The 15,575-nt window shown below is 65.7% G+C and carries 15 protein-coding genes and 1 tRNA gene; 9 read left to right on the forward strand and 7 right to left on the reverse strand.

All coding sequences use genetic code 11. The features are described from left to right. Nucleotides 1-91: 91 nt before the first annotated feature. Nucleotides 92-1,174 carry a ubiquinol oxidase subunit II gene (cyoA, locus tag BT98_RS0115550; RefSeq protein ID WP_019460459.1) on the reverse strand — a complete coding sequence of 361 codons (1,083 nt, stop codon included), beginning with the start codon at nucleotides 1,172-1,174 and terminating at the stop codon, nucleotides 92-94. 232 nt (nucleotides 1,175-1,406) lie between these two features. Between cyoA and BT98_RS0115555 the strand changes: the two genes are divergently transcribed. Beyond that, a complete protein-coding gene (locus BT98_RS0115555) occupies nucleotides 1,407-2,747 on the forward strand; it encodes an MFS transporter (RefSeq protein WP_026033075.1) in 1,341 nt (446 codons plus the stop codon). 200 nt (nucleotides 2,748-2,947) lie between these two features. Here BT98_RS0115555 and BT98_RS0115560 read toward each other — a convergent pair. Beyond that, nucleotides 2,948-3,023: transfer RNA gene (locus BT98_RS0115560), tRNA-Ala, on the reverse strand. Nucleotides 3,024-3,171: 148 nt separating this feature from the next. On the opposite strand from BT98_RS0115560, the gene BT98_RS0115565 reads away from it, so the two are divergent. From BT98_RS0115565 to BT98_RS0115580, 4 genes are all read left to right on the forward strand, one after another. Beyond that, on the forward strand, nucleotides 3,172-3,462 hold the full coding sequence (locus BT98_RS0115565) for a YggT family protein (RefSeq protein ID WP_019460461.1): 291 nt from the start codon (nucleotides 3,172-3,174) through the stop codon (nucleotides 3,460-3,462). 60 nt (nucleotides 3,463-3,522) lie between these two features. Further along, nucleotides 3,523-3,849: a DUF167 domain-containing protein gene (locus BT98_RS0115570; protein ID WP_051004763.1), complete on the forward strand. Its 327-nt coding sequence runs from the start codon at nucleotides 3,523-3,525 to the stop codon at nucleotides 3,847-3,849. Further along, nucleotides 3,846-4,691, forward strand: a complete 846-nt coding sequence (gene folD / locus BT98_RS0115575; protein ID WP_026033077.1) for a bifunctional methylenetetrahydrofolate dehydrogenase/methenyltetrahydrofolate cyclohydrolase FolD — start codon at nucleotides 3,846-3,848, stop codon at nucleotides 4,689-4,691. The genes BT98_RS0115570 and folD overlap by 4 nt, the downstream gene beginning before the upstream one ends. 146 nt (nucleotides 4,692-4,837) lie before the next feature. Further along, entirely contained in the window at nucleotides 4,838-5,095 is a 258-nt protein-coding gene (locus BT98_RS0115580) for a hypothetical protein (RefSeq protein WP_019460464.1), read from the forward strand. Between the two features lie 36 nt (nucleotides 5,096-5,131). Here the strand turns inward: BT98_RS0115580 and BT98_RS0115585 are convergent, their stop codons facing one another. Next, complete coding sequence (locus BT98_RS0115585; protein WP_019460465.1) at nucleotides 5,132-6,367, reverse strand: argininosuccinate synthase; 1,236 nt, start codon at nucleotides 6,365-6,367, stop codon at nucleotides 5,132-5,134. Nucleotides 6,368-6,453: 86 nt separating this feature from the next. Then, nucleotides 6,454-7,011, reverse strand: a complete 558-nt coding sequence (locus tag BT98_RS28455) for a transposase (RefSeq protein ID WP_081798617.1) — start codon at nucleotides 7,009-7,011, stop codon at nucleotides 6,454-6,456. Between the two features lie 327 nt (nucleotides 7,012-7,338). On the opposite strand from BT98_RS28455, the gene BT98_RS26685 reads away from it, so the two are divergent. After that, a complete protein-coding gene (locus tag BT98_RS26685; RefSeq protein WP_157223133.1) occupies nucleotides 7,339-9,408 on the forward strand; it encodes an ATP-binding protein in 2,070 nt (689 codons plus the stop codon). Between the two features lie 177 nt (nucleotides 9,409-9,585). Here the strand turns inward: BT98_RS26685 and BT98_RS24635 are convergent, their stop codons facing one another. Next, the gene (locus BT98_RS24635) at nucleotides 9,586-10,533 is read right to left on the reverse strand and encodes a LysR family transcriptional regulator (protein ID WP_051544287.1); all 948 of its coding nucleotides are present in this window, start codon (nucleotides 10,531-10,533) and stop codon (nucleotides 9,586-9,588) included. 115 nt (nucleotides 10,534-10,648) lie between these two features. On the opposite strand from BT98_RS24635, the gene BT98_RS28460 reads away from it, so the two are divergent. Continuing rightward, entirely contained in the window at nucleotides 10,649-11,608 is a 960-nt protein-coding gene (locus BT98_RS28460; RefSeq protein WP_208852658.1) for a DMT family transporter, read from the forward strand. Nucleotides 11,609-11,726: 118 nt separating this feature from the next. Here the strand turns inward: BT98_RS28460 and BT98_RS0115610 are convergent, their stop codons facing one another. Beyond that, complete coding sequence (locus tag BT98_RS0115610; protein WP_027297268.1) at nucleotides 11,727-12,773, reverse strand: Bug family tripartite tricarboxylate transporter substrate binding protein; 1,047 nt, start codon at nucleotides 12,771-12,773, stop codon at nucleotides 11,727-11,729. Between the two features lie 228 nt (nucleotides 12,774-13,001). Here BT98_RS0115610 and BT98_RS0115615 point away from each other — a divergent pair, with 228 nt between their 5' ends. Then, entirely contained in the window at nucleotides 13,002-14,333 is a 1,332-nt protein-coding gene (locus BT98_RS0115615) for an esterase-like activity of phytase family protein (RefSeq protein ID WP_027297269.1), read from the forward strand. Nucleotides 14,334-14,438: 105 nt separating this feature from the next. Here the strand turns inward: BT98_RS0115615 and BT98_RS26215 are convergent, their stop codons facing one another. Beyond that, entirely contained in the window at nucleotides 14,439-15,023 is a 585-nt protein-coding gene (locus tag BT98_RS26215) for an NADPH-dependent FMN reductase (protein WP_202801255.1), read from the reverse strand. A 56-nt stretch (nucleotides 15,024-15,079) separates the two neighbouring features. On the opposite strand from BT98_RS26215, the gene BT98_RS0115625 reads away from it, so the two are divergent. Then, nucleotides 15,080-15,541 (forward strand): MarR family winged helix-turn-helix transcriptional regulator, encoded by a 462-nt coding sequence (locus BT98_RS0115625; protein WP_027297270.1) that lies wholly within the window; start codon nucleotides 15,080-15,082, stop codon nucleotides 15,539-15,541. The last annotated feature ends 34 nt before the right edge of the window (nucleotides 15,542-15,575 follow it).

The raw sequence follows: 15,575 nt of genomic DNA on the forward strand, positions 1-15,575 counted from the left end.
CGGGCCACCGGGGCTCCCCTACGGGAGGAGGAGCGGCTACCCGGCGGGATGGGTCGGCCGCCGGCGGAGGGCCGGCGGCGGGCGGAGGAGGTCAATTCGCGATCTCGGCCTGCGCGCGGCCATAGGGGTCGGCGGGGGTGCAGAGAGCCATCACGTAGCGCTGGCGGGGCGCGTTGCGGTCTTCGGCCCGGGCCTCCGCCACTTCGCCGCCCGTGCGGGACGCCGCCGGACGGCTGCCCACGTTGAAGGTGCCTGCCGGGCCGAGCCCGCCATTGGCGTCGATGCGCATCATCTGGCTCTGGCACATCCGGCTGGTATCGACGCAGCGGTCCAGGATGGCGGCGAAGAGCTCGGGATCGACGGTGCGGAAGCGGCGCACCGGCTCCTTCTGGCTGGGGCGCTCCAGCTGCAGGTAGGCGGCGCGGGTCAGATCCTCGTTCGAGGTCTTGGCCTCCACCACCCAGCGGCCGAATTCCTCCTGGCTCATGCCCTTGAACTGGAAGTGCATGTCGGAGAAGCCGGCGCCGCTGTAGTTCGCCGAGAAGCCCTGGTAGCTGCCGGGCGCGTTGATCACCGCGTGCAGCTTCGTCTCCATGCCGGGCATGGAGTAGATCTGTCCCGCCAGGGCCGGGATGGAGAAGGAGTTCATCAGGGCCGAGGAGGTGATCCGGAAGTTGATCGGCACGTCCACCGGGGCGGCCACCTCGTTGACCGTGGCGATCCCCTGCTCCGGGTAGATGAACAGCCACTTCCAGTCGAGGGACACGACCTGGATCTCCAGGGGCTTCATGTTCTCCGTCACCGGCCGCTCGGCATCGATGCGTGAAAGCGGGCGATAGGGGTCGAGCAGGTGGGTGCCGACCCAGGTCACGGCGCCCAGGGCGATGATGATCGTCAGGGGCGCCGCCCAGATGACCACTTCCAGGGGCGTGGAATGATACCATTCCGGATCGTACTTCGCCTTGCTGTTCGAGGCGCGGTAACGCCATGCGAAGACCAGGGTCAGCACGATCACCGGAACGATGATCAACAGCATCAGGACGGTGGAGATCACGATCAGGTCACGCTGCTGGACAGCGATGTCACCCGATGGATTCAGGACCACCATTTTGCAGCCGGACAGCAGCGCGGCCAGCGCCACCAGAGGCAGGGTACGCAGGATCTTGGAGGGCATGCCACTCGATCGTGAAACTATGGTGCGATGCACAGCTTCTACGGAAGGACGGGCGCCGGAGGGATTGGACATTTTGTCCAATGGACGGCACCTCGCCTTGTATGCTGTGCTCTGCGATGATGCCTATAGTCTTTGGATCGAATCGGCAATCTTTCTGTGGCGAGGGCTATTCTGGCCGCCGGAAGGATGCCGGAGCTTCCAGGCGGGCGGGTCGGAACGGGGAGGGTAGAATTTGATAGCGGTCACCGAAAGGCGTGGCATCCCGAACTCAACGGAACTGGAGCGGGACGCTCGGCGCGTTCACAAGGACGATCACGCGGTCTCCCCGGCACAGATCGCGCTCGGTGTCGTCATCGGGCGCATGTCGGAATTCTTCGACTTCTTCACCTATGCCCTCGCGTCGGTGCTGGTCTTTCCGCGATTCTTCTTTCCGAACACCGATCCCACCTCGGCGATGCTGGCCTCCTTCGCCATCTTCTCCCTGGCCTTCATTGCCCGGCCGATCGGCTCCTTCATCTTCATGGCCGTGGATCGTGCCTATGGCCGCGGCGTAAAGCTGACCATCGCCCTCTTCCTGCTGGGTGGCGCTACCGCCGCGATCAGCTTCCTGCCCAGCTATGCCGACAAGGGCGTCGCGGCCGTGGTGTTGCTGGGGGTGTTCCGTTTCTGCCAGGGCTTGGCGCTGGGTGGCGCCTGGGATGGGCTGGCCTCGCTCCTGTCGCTCAACGCACCGCAGAACAGGCGCGGCTGGTATGCGATGATGCCCCAGCTGGGTGCACCCCTGGGCTTCATCCTGGCCGGCGCGCTTGTTGCCTTCCTGGTCGCCACCCTGCCGGAGGCCGATTTTCAGGAGTGGGGCTGGCGTTATCCCTTCTTCGTGGCCTTTGCCATCAATGTTGTCGCCCTCTTCGCCCGCCTTCGACTCGTGGCCACGCGGGAATTCTCCTCGTTGCTGGAACGAGAGGAACTGGAGCCCGTTCGGGTCACCGAGATGCTGCGGGCGAACGGCCGCAACGTGCTGATCGGTGCCTTCGTGCCGCTGGACTGCTTTGCGCTGTTCCACCTGGTGACGGTCTTCCCGCTGGCCTGGATCGTGCTGCACACGGACCGCGATGCGGGGAACTTCATCCTGATACAGATGCTGGGGGCGCTCATCTGCGTGCTCACCGTGATCATCTCCGGCCTTCTGGCCGATCGGATCGGGCGACGGAAGCTGCTCGTGATCGGCTCACTGCTGATCGGCGCCTTCAGCTTCGCCGCGCCGTTCCTGCTGGGCGGCGGCCGGAGCGGCGAGGAGACCTTCGTGTTGCTGGGCTTCGGCCTGCTGGGCCTGGCCTTCGGGCAGGCCAGCGGTGCCGTGGCCTCGAACTTCGAGCGCCGCTACCGCTACACGGGCTCGGCCATCACCTCGGACATCGCTTGGCTGATCGGCGCCGGATTCGCGCCCTTGGTGGTGCTGGCCCTGTCCAATTGGTTTGGCTTGGCGGCTGTGGGCGCTTACCTGTTGTCCGGCGCGGTCTGCACCGTGGTCGCCCTGGCGACCAACCGCCAGTTCGAGACGCGCGACCGATAGGCCAGGACAGGCCCACTCAACCTGGAGACTGGCCTCCAGGCATCTGCTGACTTGGGAACCCCTGGGAGCTTTGTTCTCCCGGGGGTTCTTTTCGGTCCGGGGCCGCGCTTCGAAAAAAGCAGTCGGGACGAAGAACCGCAGGCAGCCATGACAGCCAGCGAACAGAACCGCGAAAGCTAAGGGGAGACGCGAAGCGGGAATGGTGGAGCTGAGGGGAATCGAACCCCTGACCTCCTCATTGCGAACGAGGCGCTCTCCCATCTGAGCTACAGCCCCATGCCCGCTAAGGCGAGGCGGCTTATCCATCACGTCACGGCCGCCGTCAAGCACCTCTCGCGCTTGCTCCGCGTGCGCGGGCCCCATACACCCTGCCTCGGCACCTCGGCGCTGGCCGATACGCACATCAACACCGGGAAGGCGACCTATGGCGGCATTGTTCTGGCTCGTGGATCAGATCATCGGGATTTACATCTGGGTCCTGATCGCCGCAGCCGTCTTCAGCATGCTGACCGCCTTCGGCGTCCTCGACACGCGGAACCGGCTGGTCTGGACGATCGGCGATTTCCTCTACCGGATCACCGAGCCTGCCCTGGCGCCGATCCGGCGCTTCCTGCCGAGCCTGGGGGGGATCGATATCTCTCCGGTCATCCTGATCCTGGTCCTGCAGGCGCTGCGGATCTTCATCGCCACCACGCTCTGGCGCCTGGCCTTCTAGCCTCATGGGCGTACCTGCGCATGAGGCGGCGCCGGTGCCCGGGAGTCGGGAGCAGGTGGCGTGAGCGGCGGCCGTACCCTCTTCCCCCTTGCCTGGCGGGTGGTGCCGGAGGGTTTGGAGCTGCGGGTGCGGGCGCAGCCCAAAGCACGGAGACCTGGCATCACCGGGGTGGTGGAAGGAGCGGACGGGCCACGTCTGCGGGTCGCCGTCTCCCCGGCACCGGAGGACGGCCGCGCGACCCGGGCGGTGGTGGAGGCGCTGGCCGAGGCGCTGCGGGTGCCGCCCTCGGCCATCACCTTGCTGGCGGGCGCGGCCTCGCGCGAGAAGACCTTCCGAATCCAGGGCGAGGCGGAGGGCCTCGCCGCAGTATTGGAGCAATGGGCATGAGTGCCACGATCCTCGACGGCAAGGCGCTGGCGGCACGCCGGCGCGCGGCGCTGGCGGAGCGGGTGGCCGGGCTTGGCTTCCGCCCCGGCCTGCGCGTGGTGCGGGTGGGCGAGGATCCGGCCAGCGGCGTCTATGTGCGCAACAAGGACCGGGCGGCGAAGGAGGCAGGCTTCGACAGCGCCACGCTGCAACTGCCGGAGGGCACGACCGAGGCGGAGCTGCTGGCGCTGGTGCGGCGGCTCAACGACGACCCGGCGGTGGACGGAATCCTGGTGCAGCTTCCCCTGCCCGCTCATATCCGCACGGATGCCGTGCTGGATGCGGTCGACCCGGGCAAGGACGTGGACGGGTTCCATCCGGTGAACCAGGGGGCGTTGGCGCTGGGGCGGCCGGGGCTGGTGCCCTGCACGCCGCGGGGCGTGATGCTGCTGCTGGAGGAGGCGAAGGTTTCCCTGAGCGGGGCGCGGGCGGTGGTGGTCGGGCGCAGCACCATAGTGGGCAAGCCGGTGGCGGCGCTGCTGCTGGCGGCCAATGCCACGGTGACGGTGGCGCATTCGCGGACCCGCGACCTGGCGAGCGAGTGCCGGCGGGCGGAGATCATCGTCGCGGCGGTGGGCCGGGCGGGGCTGGTGCGCGGCGACTGGGTGGCCAACGAGGCCACGGTGATCGATGTCGGCATCAACCGCGGGGCGGATGGCAGGCTGGTGGGCGATGTCGCCTTCGGCGAGGTGGTGGACCATGCCGGGGCGATCACGCCGGTGCCGGGCGGCGTCGGGCCGATGACCATTGCCTGTCTGCTGGAGAACACGGTGCAGGCGGCGCTGGGCCGGCGGGGCGCCTGACCGGCGGCTGCCGAGGACGGGACTGAGCCCTCGGCCTTGCGCCGGAGTGGCATGCGGGCGGGGGCATTCATGCTTTGTTAAGCGTGGGGACGTAGGAGCAGGGCACCGCCAGGAGGGCAGACCGAGATCCTTCGAGGGGGTCAGCCTTGCCCGATTCCGCCTGTCGTTCGCAGCACCAGTTCCCGTTGCAGGAGCGGCGACCGGCGTGGCGGTCGCCGCGCCGGGCGTGGCGGCTGCTGATGGTGGCGATCGTCTTCGCCTGGCTGCCGGACAGGAGCTGGAAGCTGGCGGCCTTGGCGGGGCTGGTGGCGATGCCGGCGGTGAGATGGGGGGTGGTGCTGCTGGCCCAGAGATGGGTGCGGCGGCTGGGGCCTTCGGACCCGGATGGGTGGCAGGGGTGGTGAAGGGGGCGGCCCGGGATGGGTGCCCCCTGCCCCATGTCAGAGGGCGCCGCCCTTGCGGCCGGCCATGGCGCCGAGGCGCAGGCGGAGCGCGTTCAGCTTGATGAAGCCCTGGGCGTCGAACTGGTCGTAGGCGCCCTGGTCCTCTTCGAAGGTCACATGCTTCATCGAGTAGAGGCTGTTGGGCGAGCGGCGGCCGGTGACGATGGTGTTGCCCTTGTAGAGCTTGAGGCGGACCTCGCCGCTGACGCTGTGCTGGGACTGGTCCACCAGCGCCTGGAGCATGCGGCGTTCCGGCGAGAACCAGAAGCCGTTGTAGACCAGCTCGGCATAGCGGGGCATCAGGCTGTCCTTGAGGTGGGCGGCCTCGCGGTCCAGGGTGATGCTCTCCATCGCGCGGTGCGCCACGTAGAGGATGGTGCCGCCCGGGGTCTCGTAGCAGCCGCGGGACTTCATGCCGACGAAGCGGTTTTCCACGAGGTCGAGGCGGCCGATGCCGTTCTCCTTGCCGAGCGCGTTCAGCTTCGTGAGCATCGCGGCCGGGGAGAGGGCCTCGCCGTTGATGGCGACGGGGTTGCCCTGGTCGAAGGTGATGGTGATTTCCGTCACCTTGTCCGGGGCGTCCATGGGGCTGATGGTGCGCTGCCAGACGACCTCGGGGGGCTCGTCCCAGGGCTCCTCCAGGACCTTGCCCTCGCTCGACGAGTGCAGGAGGTTGGCGTCCACGCTGAAGGGGGCCTCGCCGCGCTTGTCCTTGGCGATGGGGATCTGGTGCTGCTCGGCGAACTCGATGAGCTTCGTGCGGCTGGTGAGGTCCCATTCGCGCCAGGGGGCGATGACCTTCACGTCCGGCTTGAGGGCGTAGTAGGCGATCTCGAACCGGACCTGGTCGTTGCCCTTGCCGGTGGCGCCGTGGGAGACGGCGTCGGCGCCCATCTGTTCCGCGATCTCGATCTGGCGCTTGGCGATCAGGGGGCGGGCGATGGAGGTGCCGAGGAGGTACATGCCCTCGTAGAGTGCGTTCATGCGGAACATCGGGAAGACGAAGTTGCGGACGAATTCCTCACGGAGGTCGTCCATGAAGATGTTCTCTTCCTTGATGCCCAGGAGCTTTGCCTTGTCGCGGGCCGGGCCGAGCTCCTCACCCTGTCCCAGATCGGCGGTGAAGGTGATGACCTCCGCCCCATAGGTCGTCTGGAGCCATTTCAGGATGACCGAGGTGTCGAGGCCGCCCGAATAGGCCAGCACAACCTTCTTCACGTCCTTCACACGCATTTCGCCGCCGGTCCTTGCTGAATGGGAATGCGAGGGCCGGTTTAGGCCCGTGCGGTGCGGCGGGGCAAGGCCGTGCGGGGCGCGGTTCATGGCCAGGAGAGGCGCACGGAGCGGGGGATGCGGCGGCGGCCACCGGCGGTGCGTGCGACGGCCATCAGGGAACGGAGGTTTTCGTGCGTCAGCGGCAGGGTGCGGAGCAGGCGGGCGACGGTTTCGGACAAAAGGGGATCGGGGAGCAGCCAGGGGGGTGCGGGGAGCGCGGCGCGGAGGCCGAGGCGGCGGATCAGGATGAGGAGGGGCATGCCGCCGAGGCGCGCGGCGAGGCGGGCGGCGCGGCAGATGGCGTGTTGCAGCAGGCGGAGGGGGGGGGAGGGGGGTGCATCCGCCAGAGCGCGGAGGAGGCGGTGCCAGAGGCCGGCATGGGTGAGGCGGCGGAAGAAGCGGGCGACGGTGTCGGGGCGGCCGTAGTGCGACGGGAGGGAAGCCCAAGGGGCGCCGGGGGTGGTGGCGTGGTGGAAGATGGCCTCCATCCGCGTGCGGAGGGAGGCGGTGCGGCGGCCCTGGGGGGCGAGAGGGGGGAGGTGCGGGGCCAGGGCGGTCCAGGCGGGGTCGGAGAGGGTGGGGGGATGGGGTGGGGTGCGCATAGCGTCTCCGATAGAAGGAAAGGACGATATAGGAAATATTTCCTTGCGACAAGATGTTTCTTTACTTTTTGCCCGCTTTCCACTAAATCCAGTAATCAAATATCAACACACCAAGAATTCAAATAAAAAATTCAAACTCAAAAATCAACGCCAACAGAATCGTCGCAAAATATTTCTCAGTAAACCAGGAATTACTCTCAAAGAAACTGCGGCTATTATGATTTACACGAAAAATCCACTTGCACGACAAACAATGCCATATGTTTGCAATTCCGATTTGATGCTGCTCATATAGACACACATGGCATTTTAAGAACGGAGCCACCTTTGACTGACGTCAGTCCAGATTTTGTGGGAAGAGTAGAGCGACTTTCTCTGCGCTCGACCGCGGATAATGCCCTGCTTCCTTTATTCGAAGCCGTCAGTAACTCTCTTCACGCCGTGGACGACCGCTTTGGAAAAGAAGTTAGCACACGATCAGTAATAAAGGTAGAAGTCATCAGAGCAGATTTTGCGGACGAGAAAAGTCCCGTTAACGGATTTATAGTTGAAGATAACGGAATTGGTCTGGATCGCAAAAATTTTGAATCTTTCAGACGTTTAGATAGTCGGCATAAAAAAATTAGAGGCGGAAAGGGTATTGGCCGCCTTGGCTGGCTTAAAGTTTTTCAAAATATTGAAATAGACTCATGCTACACTGAAGACGGAAACCAACATCGGCGCTCTTTTGACTTTCGCCTATCAGAAAGCAATCAAATTGTTGACCACGCGCCGCGCTCGGGGTGCCCAGTCGGTGGCGGGACACGAGTGTCGATGCGTGAATTCACGCCGAATTTCTCAGGCAAGTGCCCTGTCGATCCAGAAACAATTCTGCAAAAACTTGCACAACATTTCCTTAATGCCCTGGTAGCTGAAAATCCTATAGTCATACAAGTAATCGACGGCCCATTAAAACATAACTTGACTGATTATGTTTTAGAGCACGTAAAGATGAATAATCTTGATCCACTGAATATCAAGCCAGACCCATTGGATGAGGATGTGGAGTTTCTTATTCGCCATTTACGCATCTCAAAAAAATTCAGGCCGACAAAAGGTTTTAATCGTTTACTTATGTTTGGAAACGATCGATCCGCAAACGAGAGAAACATTGATAGTGCCATTGGCCTAGAAATGCTTGATGGCGAAGAAATTTATATCGGCTGCATATCGAGCAAATATCTCGATCAACACGTCAATTCCGAAAGAACGGGATTTACTCTTTCAGAGGATGAACTGACAGAGATTCGTCGTAAAATCATCCCAAAAGTCAACGAATTTCTTGGCGATCAAGTTAAGGAAATAAAAGAACAGAAAAGAAAGAGGGCTCAGGGGATAATCAACGATTTTCCTCAATTTCTTTTTATTAGGGATGAGATTGAATCGTTCATTGATGGGCTGAAGCCATCAATAAAAAGTACAGAAGATGTTTTCCTCGAAATGGCTCGGAAACGCTACCGTCGCCAAGGAACAATTCGTAGTTTAGGAGAAGAAATTACCAAAAAAGGATCTATGTCTGAAAAAATTGAAGAAGCAGTCAGCAGATATCGAAGCATGATAGGAGAAGATCAAAGGGGGGTTCTGGCAGAGTATGTATTACGACGCAAAGGAGTTCTAGATCTCTTCGATAGTCTACAAGAATGGAGAGACGCGGCAACAGAAAAGCGGCACCGAGAGGCAGCACTCCACAGCTTGATCTGTCCTATGGGCGTTGATAGTGCTGACATGGAGTTTGAACAGCACAACCTCTGGATGGTTGACGATCGTTTGGCTTTCTTTGCCTACTTTAATTCGGATAAAAGATTGTCATCCTATACAGATATAGATTCCGCTGAACGACCGGACATTGCATTCTTTTACGACACCTGCTTCGCATGGCGCGGAGAGGGGGAAGCGAGCAATACTGTAGTATTAGTCGAGTTCAAAATCCCGGGACGAGACAACTATAATGGAAATGACAACCCAGTTCGGCAGGTAAATGAATATGTGCAAAAACTTAGAAGCGGTAGTCTAGTAAGTGCAAAGGGGCGCTTACCATCTCCAAGGCTAAGGGATGCTGCATACCATTGCTACATCATCGCTGATATTACCCCCTCTTTTGAACGCGAAATCACAATGCTTCCTTTTACTGAGACACCAGATGGAGAAGGTTTATTTGGCTACATCGGAAACGGAGGAAGAAAAATTTACGTTGAAATTATACCATATAGTAAACTTTTGAGAGATGCCAAACTTCGTCAGGGCATCTTCTTCCAAAAACTTGGTTTAACTGATTTTGATAGAAAAGCGAAAATGCCAGAAGAGGAAATAGAGAAATTAATCCCGTTGGCAATGGAGGAAACGGAAAGTACTGAGTGATATCAGTCGCAATATTTTTTGTTCAAAAGCGTCCCATATTTAGCTGACTATGGGAGGTCCAGGAACCTCAGGTTCCTGGCGGATGGGGGTTCGGGGGCAAGGCGGAGCCTTCCCCCGAGGACGGCGCGAAGCCGGAACACCCCCTCCCCTCCCCCCAAGCGCAACACTCCCCCAGCCTTAATCCAGCGGATCGAACGGAAACCCCATCGGCAGCAGGGCGCCGCGATGGGCGGCGATGGTGCTGTCCAGGAAGGCGACGGCGGCGCGGAGGCGCGGGCTGCGGCGCAGGTCCTCGTGGAAGAGGAGCCAGAGGGGGAGCGGCGTCATGGCGCGGGGGGCAGGCAGGCGGCGCAGGCCAGGGTCGGATTCGCCGGAGAAGCAGGAGAGGAGGGTGGCGCCGAGGCCGGTGCGGGCGGCCTCCTGCAAGGCGTGCATGGAGTTGGCGCGGAGGGCGATGCGTTCCGGCGGGACGAGGTCGGCCAAATGGCGGTGGATGGCGGCGTGGCTGACGCTGTCGCCATAGGCGAGGAAGGGCTGGTCCTCGAAGGGGCGGGGGTCGTGGGCGGCGGCGTAGAAGGCGAAGGCGAGGCTGCCGAGGCGGCGGGCGACGAGGCCGGGGGTGTCGGGGCGGGAAAGGCGGAGGGCGAGGTCGGCCTCTCTCCGTGAGAGGTCGAAGGCGCGGGCGTCGCCGACGAGCTCGACCTGGAGGCCGGGGTTCTGGGCCAGGAAGGGGGCGAGGCTGGGGGCGAGGAGCGACGTGGCGAGGTGGGGGGTGGTGGTGAGGCGGATGGTGCCGGTGAGGCCGGTGGGGGCGCCGTCGAGGCGGCGGAGGAGGCCGGTGACCTCCGCCTCCATGCGGACAGCGGCGGCGAGGAGCTGTTCGCCGGTGGGGGTGGGGGTGAAGCCGTCCGGGGTGCGGGTGAAGAGGGGAGTGTCGAGGTCGCGTTCGAGGGAGTCGAGGCGGCGGGCGATGGTGGTGTGATCGACGCCGAGGCTGCGGGCGGCGGCGGAGAGGGTGCCGCCGCGGCGCAGGGCCAGGAGGGTGCGGAGGCGGTCCCAGTCCGTGAGGGCGCGGTCGGGGCCGGGCGCGTGGGCAGGCGTGGCTGTGCGTTTCTGCGCGGGCATTGTGGGAAGGAGCGCGTTTCCTGTGCGGCTGTCCACGGGCATGTTGCGTGGGTGTGTGAGACAGCAATGGAGCGGTCCGATGGTGCGGGTGCCGGTTTGGTTACGGGGCGGGGCGATGCTGGCGGGGACGGCGGTGGCCTGGGGCGGGATGTTCGCGGTGACGAAGCCGCTGATGGGGATGGTGGACCCGTTCACGCTGACGCTGCTGCGGTACGGGGTGACGGCGCCGGTGTTCCTGGCGCTGCTGGTGCTGGTGGAGGGGGTGGGGGCGCTGCGGCTGGAGGGGCGCGGGTGGCGGCTGTGGTGGCTGGGGACGCTGGGTTTCGCGGGGTTCGGGGTGCTGGCCTTCCTGGGGCTGCGGGTGGCGCAGCCGGAGCATGCGGCGGTGATCCCGGCGACGATGCCTTTGATCGCGGTGGCGGTGGCGGCGTGGCGGGCGCGGCGGCGGCCTTCGGGGCGGGTGCTGCTGGCGGTGGCGCTGGGGCTGGCGGGGGTGGTGCTGGTGGTGACGCGCGGGGCGCCGCTGGAGCTGGTGCGCGGCGGGGCCGGGCGCGGGGAGGCGCTGGTGTTCCTGGGGGCGTCGCTGTGGGTGTTCTACACGCTGGGGGCGGCGGCGTTCCCGGGGTGGTCGGGGCTGCGGTACACGGCTTTGAGCTGTGCGCTGGGGGTGCTGAGCATCGCGGCGCTGGATGTGCTGGCCTTTGCCGGGGGCTGGGCGCGGTGGCCTGGGGGCGTGGTGCTGGCGGGGGCCTGGCCGGAGCTGGGGTATCTGATCGGCGTGGCCTCGGTGCTGGGGGTGCTTGGGTGGAATGCCGGGATGCGGGCGATGGGCGCGGCGCGGGGGGTGTTGTTCATCAACCTCGTGCCGGTGACGGCCTTTGCGATCGCGGTCGTGGGCGGGCGCGTGCCGGTGGGGGCGGAGCTGGCGGGCGTGGCGCTGGTGATCGCGGCGCTGGTGCTGAACAGTTTCGCGGGGGTGCGGGATGCCGGGGCGGTGCCGCGGGAGGCGGTGGTGCCGGTGGCGGCGGGTTGTGGGGTGCGGGAGGCGGTGCCGCTGCGGGTGGCGGGGCGGTAGGGGTTCCTGCCCCGGCTTTCGGCCCCGATCTCCTGTCCTGGCCTCCTGCCCTGGCCCCCTGCCCTGGCCCCGGCGATGGGGCCGCCGCCCGGGTGGGACCGGGCGGCGGTGGAGGCGGTCAGCCGGCGCTGGTGATGTTGTTGGCCTTGACCACCTGGCCCCAGCGGGCGTGGTCGCTGCGGACGAGCTTGTCGAAGCTCTCGGGCGTGCCGCCGCCGGGTTCGTCGCCCTGGCTGGTGATGCGGTCGCGCACGGTGGGGTCGGAGAGGGCCTCGTTGAGGGCGGCGTTGACCCTGGCCACGACCTCGGGCGGGGTGCCACGGGGGCCGGAGATGCCGATCCAGGAGCTGACGATGAAGTCGTCGAGGCCCTGCTCCTTCGCCGTCGCGGCGTCGGGGAAGGCGGGGACGCGGTTTTCGCTGGTGACCATGATGGCGCGGATCTGGTTGGCCTTGACGAAGGGCGCGACCACGGAGGCGGCGTCGAACATCATGGGGAAGCGGCCGGCGATGAAGTCCTGCATGGCGGGGCCGGAGCCACGGTAGGGGATGCTCTGCATGGCGGGCAGGCCGGCGCGGGCGCGGAAGAGTTCCGAGGTGCAGTGGGAAAGGCTGCCGGCGGAGGCGATGCCGTAGTCGGGGATGTCCTTCTGGGCTTTCACCCAGGCCACGAATTCCTGGATGTTGCGGGCGGGGACGGAGGGGTGGACGCAGAGGACCATGGCCGAGCGGAGGGCGAGGCCGATGTTCACCATCTCCAGCGGGTTGACGGTCATGTTGGGGAAGGTGTGGGGGTTGATGGCCATGGGGGAGGAGTTGGAGGCCATCAGGGTGTAGCCGTCGGGCTTGGCGCGCATGACCACCTCGGTGGCGAGGTTGCCGCCGGCGCCGCCGCGGTTCTCGATCACCAGGGTCTGGCCGAGGGCCTTGCCGATGCCGGGCTGGACGATGCGGGCGGCGAAGTCGGTCTGGCCGCCGGGCGGGAAGCCGACCATCAGGGTGACGGGGCGGGTCGGCCAGTTGGGCTGGGATGACGCGGACTGGGCGTGGGCGAGGCGCGGGGTGGCCAGGGGGGCTGCGAAGGGGGTGGCCAGGGCGGCGAGGCCCAGGGCGCGTTCAAGGGCGCGGCCGAGCGCGGCGCGGCGCGAGAGGTCTTGGGATGACATGCGCGGTTCTGTCTTTCTGTCCTGGACGGGGCCGGCGGGTCCGGCCTTGTTCGCGGCCGCCTGATTCGGCGGGGCGGTGCCGGTGCATCATTACGAAATCTGCATGAAACGTCCATGCGGTTCCGGCAGGTGGGCGGCGGAATGGAAACGTCACGGGAGCGTCATACGCAGGGGTGCGGGGAGCGGTTACATCCGCCGGCGCCTGAGATCACAGAATCCGGAGTTCGGATGCGCCGCCTTCTGCTTGCCGCCACCTGCCTGGCCCTGCCCTGCCTGGCGGGCGGCTTTCCGTTCCTGAACGCGGCGCGTGCCGCGGAGCCGCAGATCACCATCCTGGACGACCATGATCCGGGCATGAAGCTCGGGACTGTGCGCTTTCCGGGCGGCAAGACGCTGGAGCTGACGGTGGGGATCGGTTCCGCTGCCTATCGCCGGCCGGGGGATGCGGCGGACATCGTCTATACGATGTCCGACCGGGGACCGAACTTCACCTGCGCGGAAGGGGTGAAGATCACCGGGCTGGCGATCGGGAAGCTCTGCGCGCCGGACGAGAAGGGGCGGGTCTATCCGGTGCCGTCCTACAGCCCGACGATCTACGGGGTGATGCTGGACCCGGCGGCGAAGCGCTTCCGGGTCTTCGAGGCGATCGCGATCAAGGGGCAGGACGGGCAGCCGGTCACGGGGCTGACGAACCCCCTGCCCGGCCGCACCGAGACGCCGATCGATGCCGAGGGGAAGAAGCTGGATTTCAACCCCTCCGCGCTGGATGCGGAGGGGCTGTTCCGGGCGCCGGACGGGAGCTTCTGGATCGGCGAGGAGAATGCGCCCTCCATCGTGCATATCGGCGCGGATGGGCGGGTGCTGCGGCGCTATGTCCCGGCGGGCGGGACCAAGGGGGAGCTGGCGGGGGCGCGGTACGAGGTGGCGGACACGCTGCCGGCGATCCTGGCGAAGCGGCAGTCCAACCGGGGGATCGAGAGCCTGACCGGCACGCCGGATGGCAGCGCGCTGTACGCCATGGTGCAGAACCCGCTGACCAACCCGGATGCGGCGGCCTTCCGCAAGGCGAAGAACACGCGGCTGCTGCGCTTCGACCCGGCGACGGGGAAGGTGACGGGCGAGTGGGTGTACCAGCTGGAGGACCCGCGTTCCTTCCGGCTGGACCCTTCGGAGAACCAGTCGGCGCCGCGGATCAGCGAGATGACCTGGCTGGGGCCGGACCGGCTGCTGGTGCTGGAGCGGACGGACGGCACGACGAAGCTGTTCGAGGTGAAGCTGAACGACGGCGCCACCGATATCGCCGGCAGCAAGTGGGACGACCCGCAGACGCGGCCGACGCTGGAGCAGGGCAACGACCTGTCCGGAACGGGCGTCACGCCGCTGCGCAAGCGGCTGGTGCTGGATACCGCCGACCACAAGGACCTGCCGGTGAAGCTGGAGGGGATGGCGGTGCTGCCCGACGACACGCTGCTGCTGGTGAACGACGACGATTTCGGCATCAGCGGAGAGCGCACGCGGATCGTGCTGGTGCGCGGGCTGGGTCTGAACGCCGGGAAGTGAGGCGGCGGTTGCTGCCTGGAGTTTGGCGCCGCGCTTCGTGGCCGGCCCTGGGGGAGGCTCCGCCTGCCCCGGTCCGGTGAGCCCTTCGGGGAGCGGAGCCGGGGCCTAGGGAGACGGGGGAGTCCCGGTTTCGGCAAGGGCGGCGGCCAGTTCGGCGAAGGCCTGCCGGATGGGGGTGGCTTGGCCGCCGAGATCGGCTTCCGGGTCGATCGGGGCACCCCGGATCACCGATTCGGGCAGGGTGATGCCGGGCATCGCCGGGACCACGCGCATCTTCAGCCCTTCCGCGACCTGCCGGAGCTGGGCGGCGCATTTGCCGCCGCCATGGCCGCCATAGCTGACGATCACCAGGGGCTTGCCGCGCCATTCGGCGTGAAGGTGGTCGATGGCGTTCTTGAGCGGGGCGGGGTAGCCCCAGTTGTACTGCGGCGTGACGAAGACGAAGGCATCGGCGCCGGCGATCTTCGCGCTCCAGGCCCGCGTGTGCGGCTGGAGGTAGGCGCCGAGGGCGGGGATGCCGGGTTCGTCGTCCATGGGCAGGGGCCAGTCGGTGAGGTCCACCAGCTCGCAACCGAGGCCGGCGGAGGCTTCGGCGATGCCGGCAACCCAGCGGGCGATCGTGGGGCAGAGCCGGCTGGCCCGCGTGCTGCCCATGATCAGCAGGATTTTCGGGGTTGCTGGTGCGCCCACGGGATTCTCGTGTATCATGCACGGAGTTCTACGTTGCTTCCGGATGGCCGTAAACCGTGCATGATACACATGATCTCGATCTGCTCGCAGGGGCGCTGATCGATCTGGTGGGCGCCCTGAACAGCCCGCGCCAGGACGAGGTGCTGTTGCGGGAGGCAGGGGTCACGCTCGACCGGGCGCTGTTTCCCCTGCTGGTGCGGATCGCGCGGGCCGGGTCGGTTGGCATCGTCGAGCTGGCCGGGCAGGCGGGCCGCGACCATTCGACGATCAGCCGGCAGGTCGCCAGGCTGGAACGGCTCGGCCTCGTGGCCCGGCAGGCGGCCGCCGGCGACCAGCGGGTCCGCGAGGCGCGCATCACGGAGGCGGGGGAACGGCTCATCGCCGCGATCACCGGGGCGCGGCGGCGGCTCCTCGGCCGGCTCCTCGCGAACTGGAGCGCGCAGGAGCGCCGGTCGGTGGCGCAACTCAACCGGCGGCTGGCGGATGCGATGAAGGCGGCCCTGCCTCCGCCGGGGTGATGGGGGGCGCGGCATTCCGGCCGGTTGTTTCCCC

The sequence above is a fragment of the Roseomonas mucosa ATCC BAA-692 genome, from assembly GCF_000622225.1.
GTDB classification, from domain to species: domain Bacteria; phylum Pseudomonadota; class Alphaproteobacteria; order Acetobacterales; family Acetobacteraceae; genus Roseomonas; species Roseomonas mucosa.

Excerpts from the sequence above, each read along its gene's own strand:
- BT98_RS0115565 (WP_019460461.1), top strand. The coding sequence starts at position 3,172 with ATGGCGGCATTGTTCTGGCTCGTGGATCAGATCATCGGGATTTACATC.
- BT98_RS24635 (WP_051544287.1), bottom strand. The coding sequence starts at position 10,533 with ATGCCCGCGCAGAAACGCACAGCCACGCCTGCCCACGCGCCCGGCCCC.
- BT98_RS0115610 (WP_027297268.1), bottom strand. The coding sequence starts at position 12,773 with ATGTCATCCCAAGACCTCTCGCGCCGCGCCGCGCTCGGCCGCGCCCTT.
- BT98_RS28460 (WP_208852658.1), top strand. The coding sequence starts at position 10,649 with ATGCTGGCGGGGACGGCGGTGGCCTGGGGCGGGATGTTCGCGGTGACG.
- cyoA (WP_019460459.1), bottom strand. The coding sequence starts at position 1,174 with ATGCCCTCCAAGATCCTGCGTACCCTGCCTCTGGTGGCGCTGGCCGCG.
- BT98_RS28455 (WP_081798617.1), bottom strand. The coding sequence starts at position 7,011 with ATGCGCACCCCACCCCATCCCCCCACCCTCTCCGACCCCGCCTGGACC.
- BT98_RS0115615 (WP_027297269.1), top strand. The coding sequence starts at position 13,002 with ATGCGCCGCCTTCTGCTTGCCGCCACCTGCCTGGCCCTGCCCTGCCTG.
- folD (WP_026033077.1), top strand. The coding sequence starts at position 3,846 with ATGAGTGCCACGATCCTCGACGGCAAGGCGCTGGCGGCACGCCGGCGC.
- BT98_RS0115585 (WP_019460465.1), bottom strand. The coding sequence starts at position 6,367 with ATGCGTGTGAAGGACGTGAAGAAGGTTGTGCTGGCCTATTCGGGCGGC.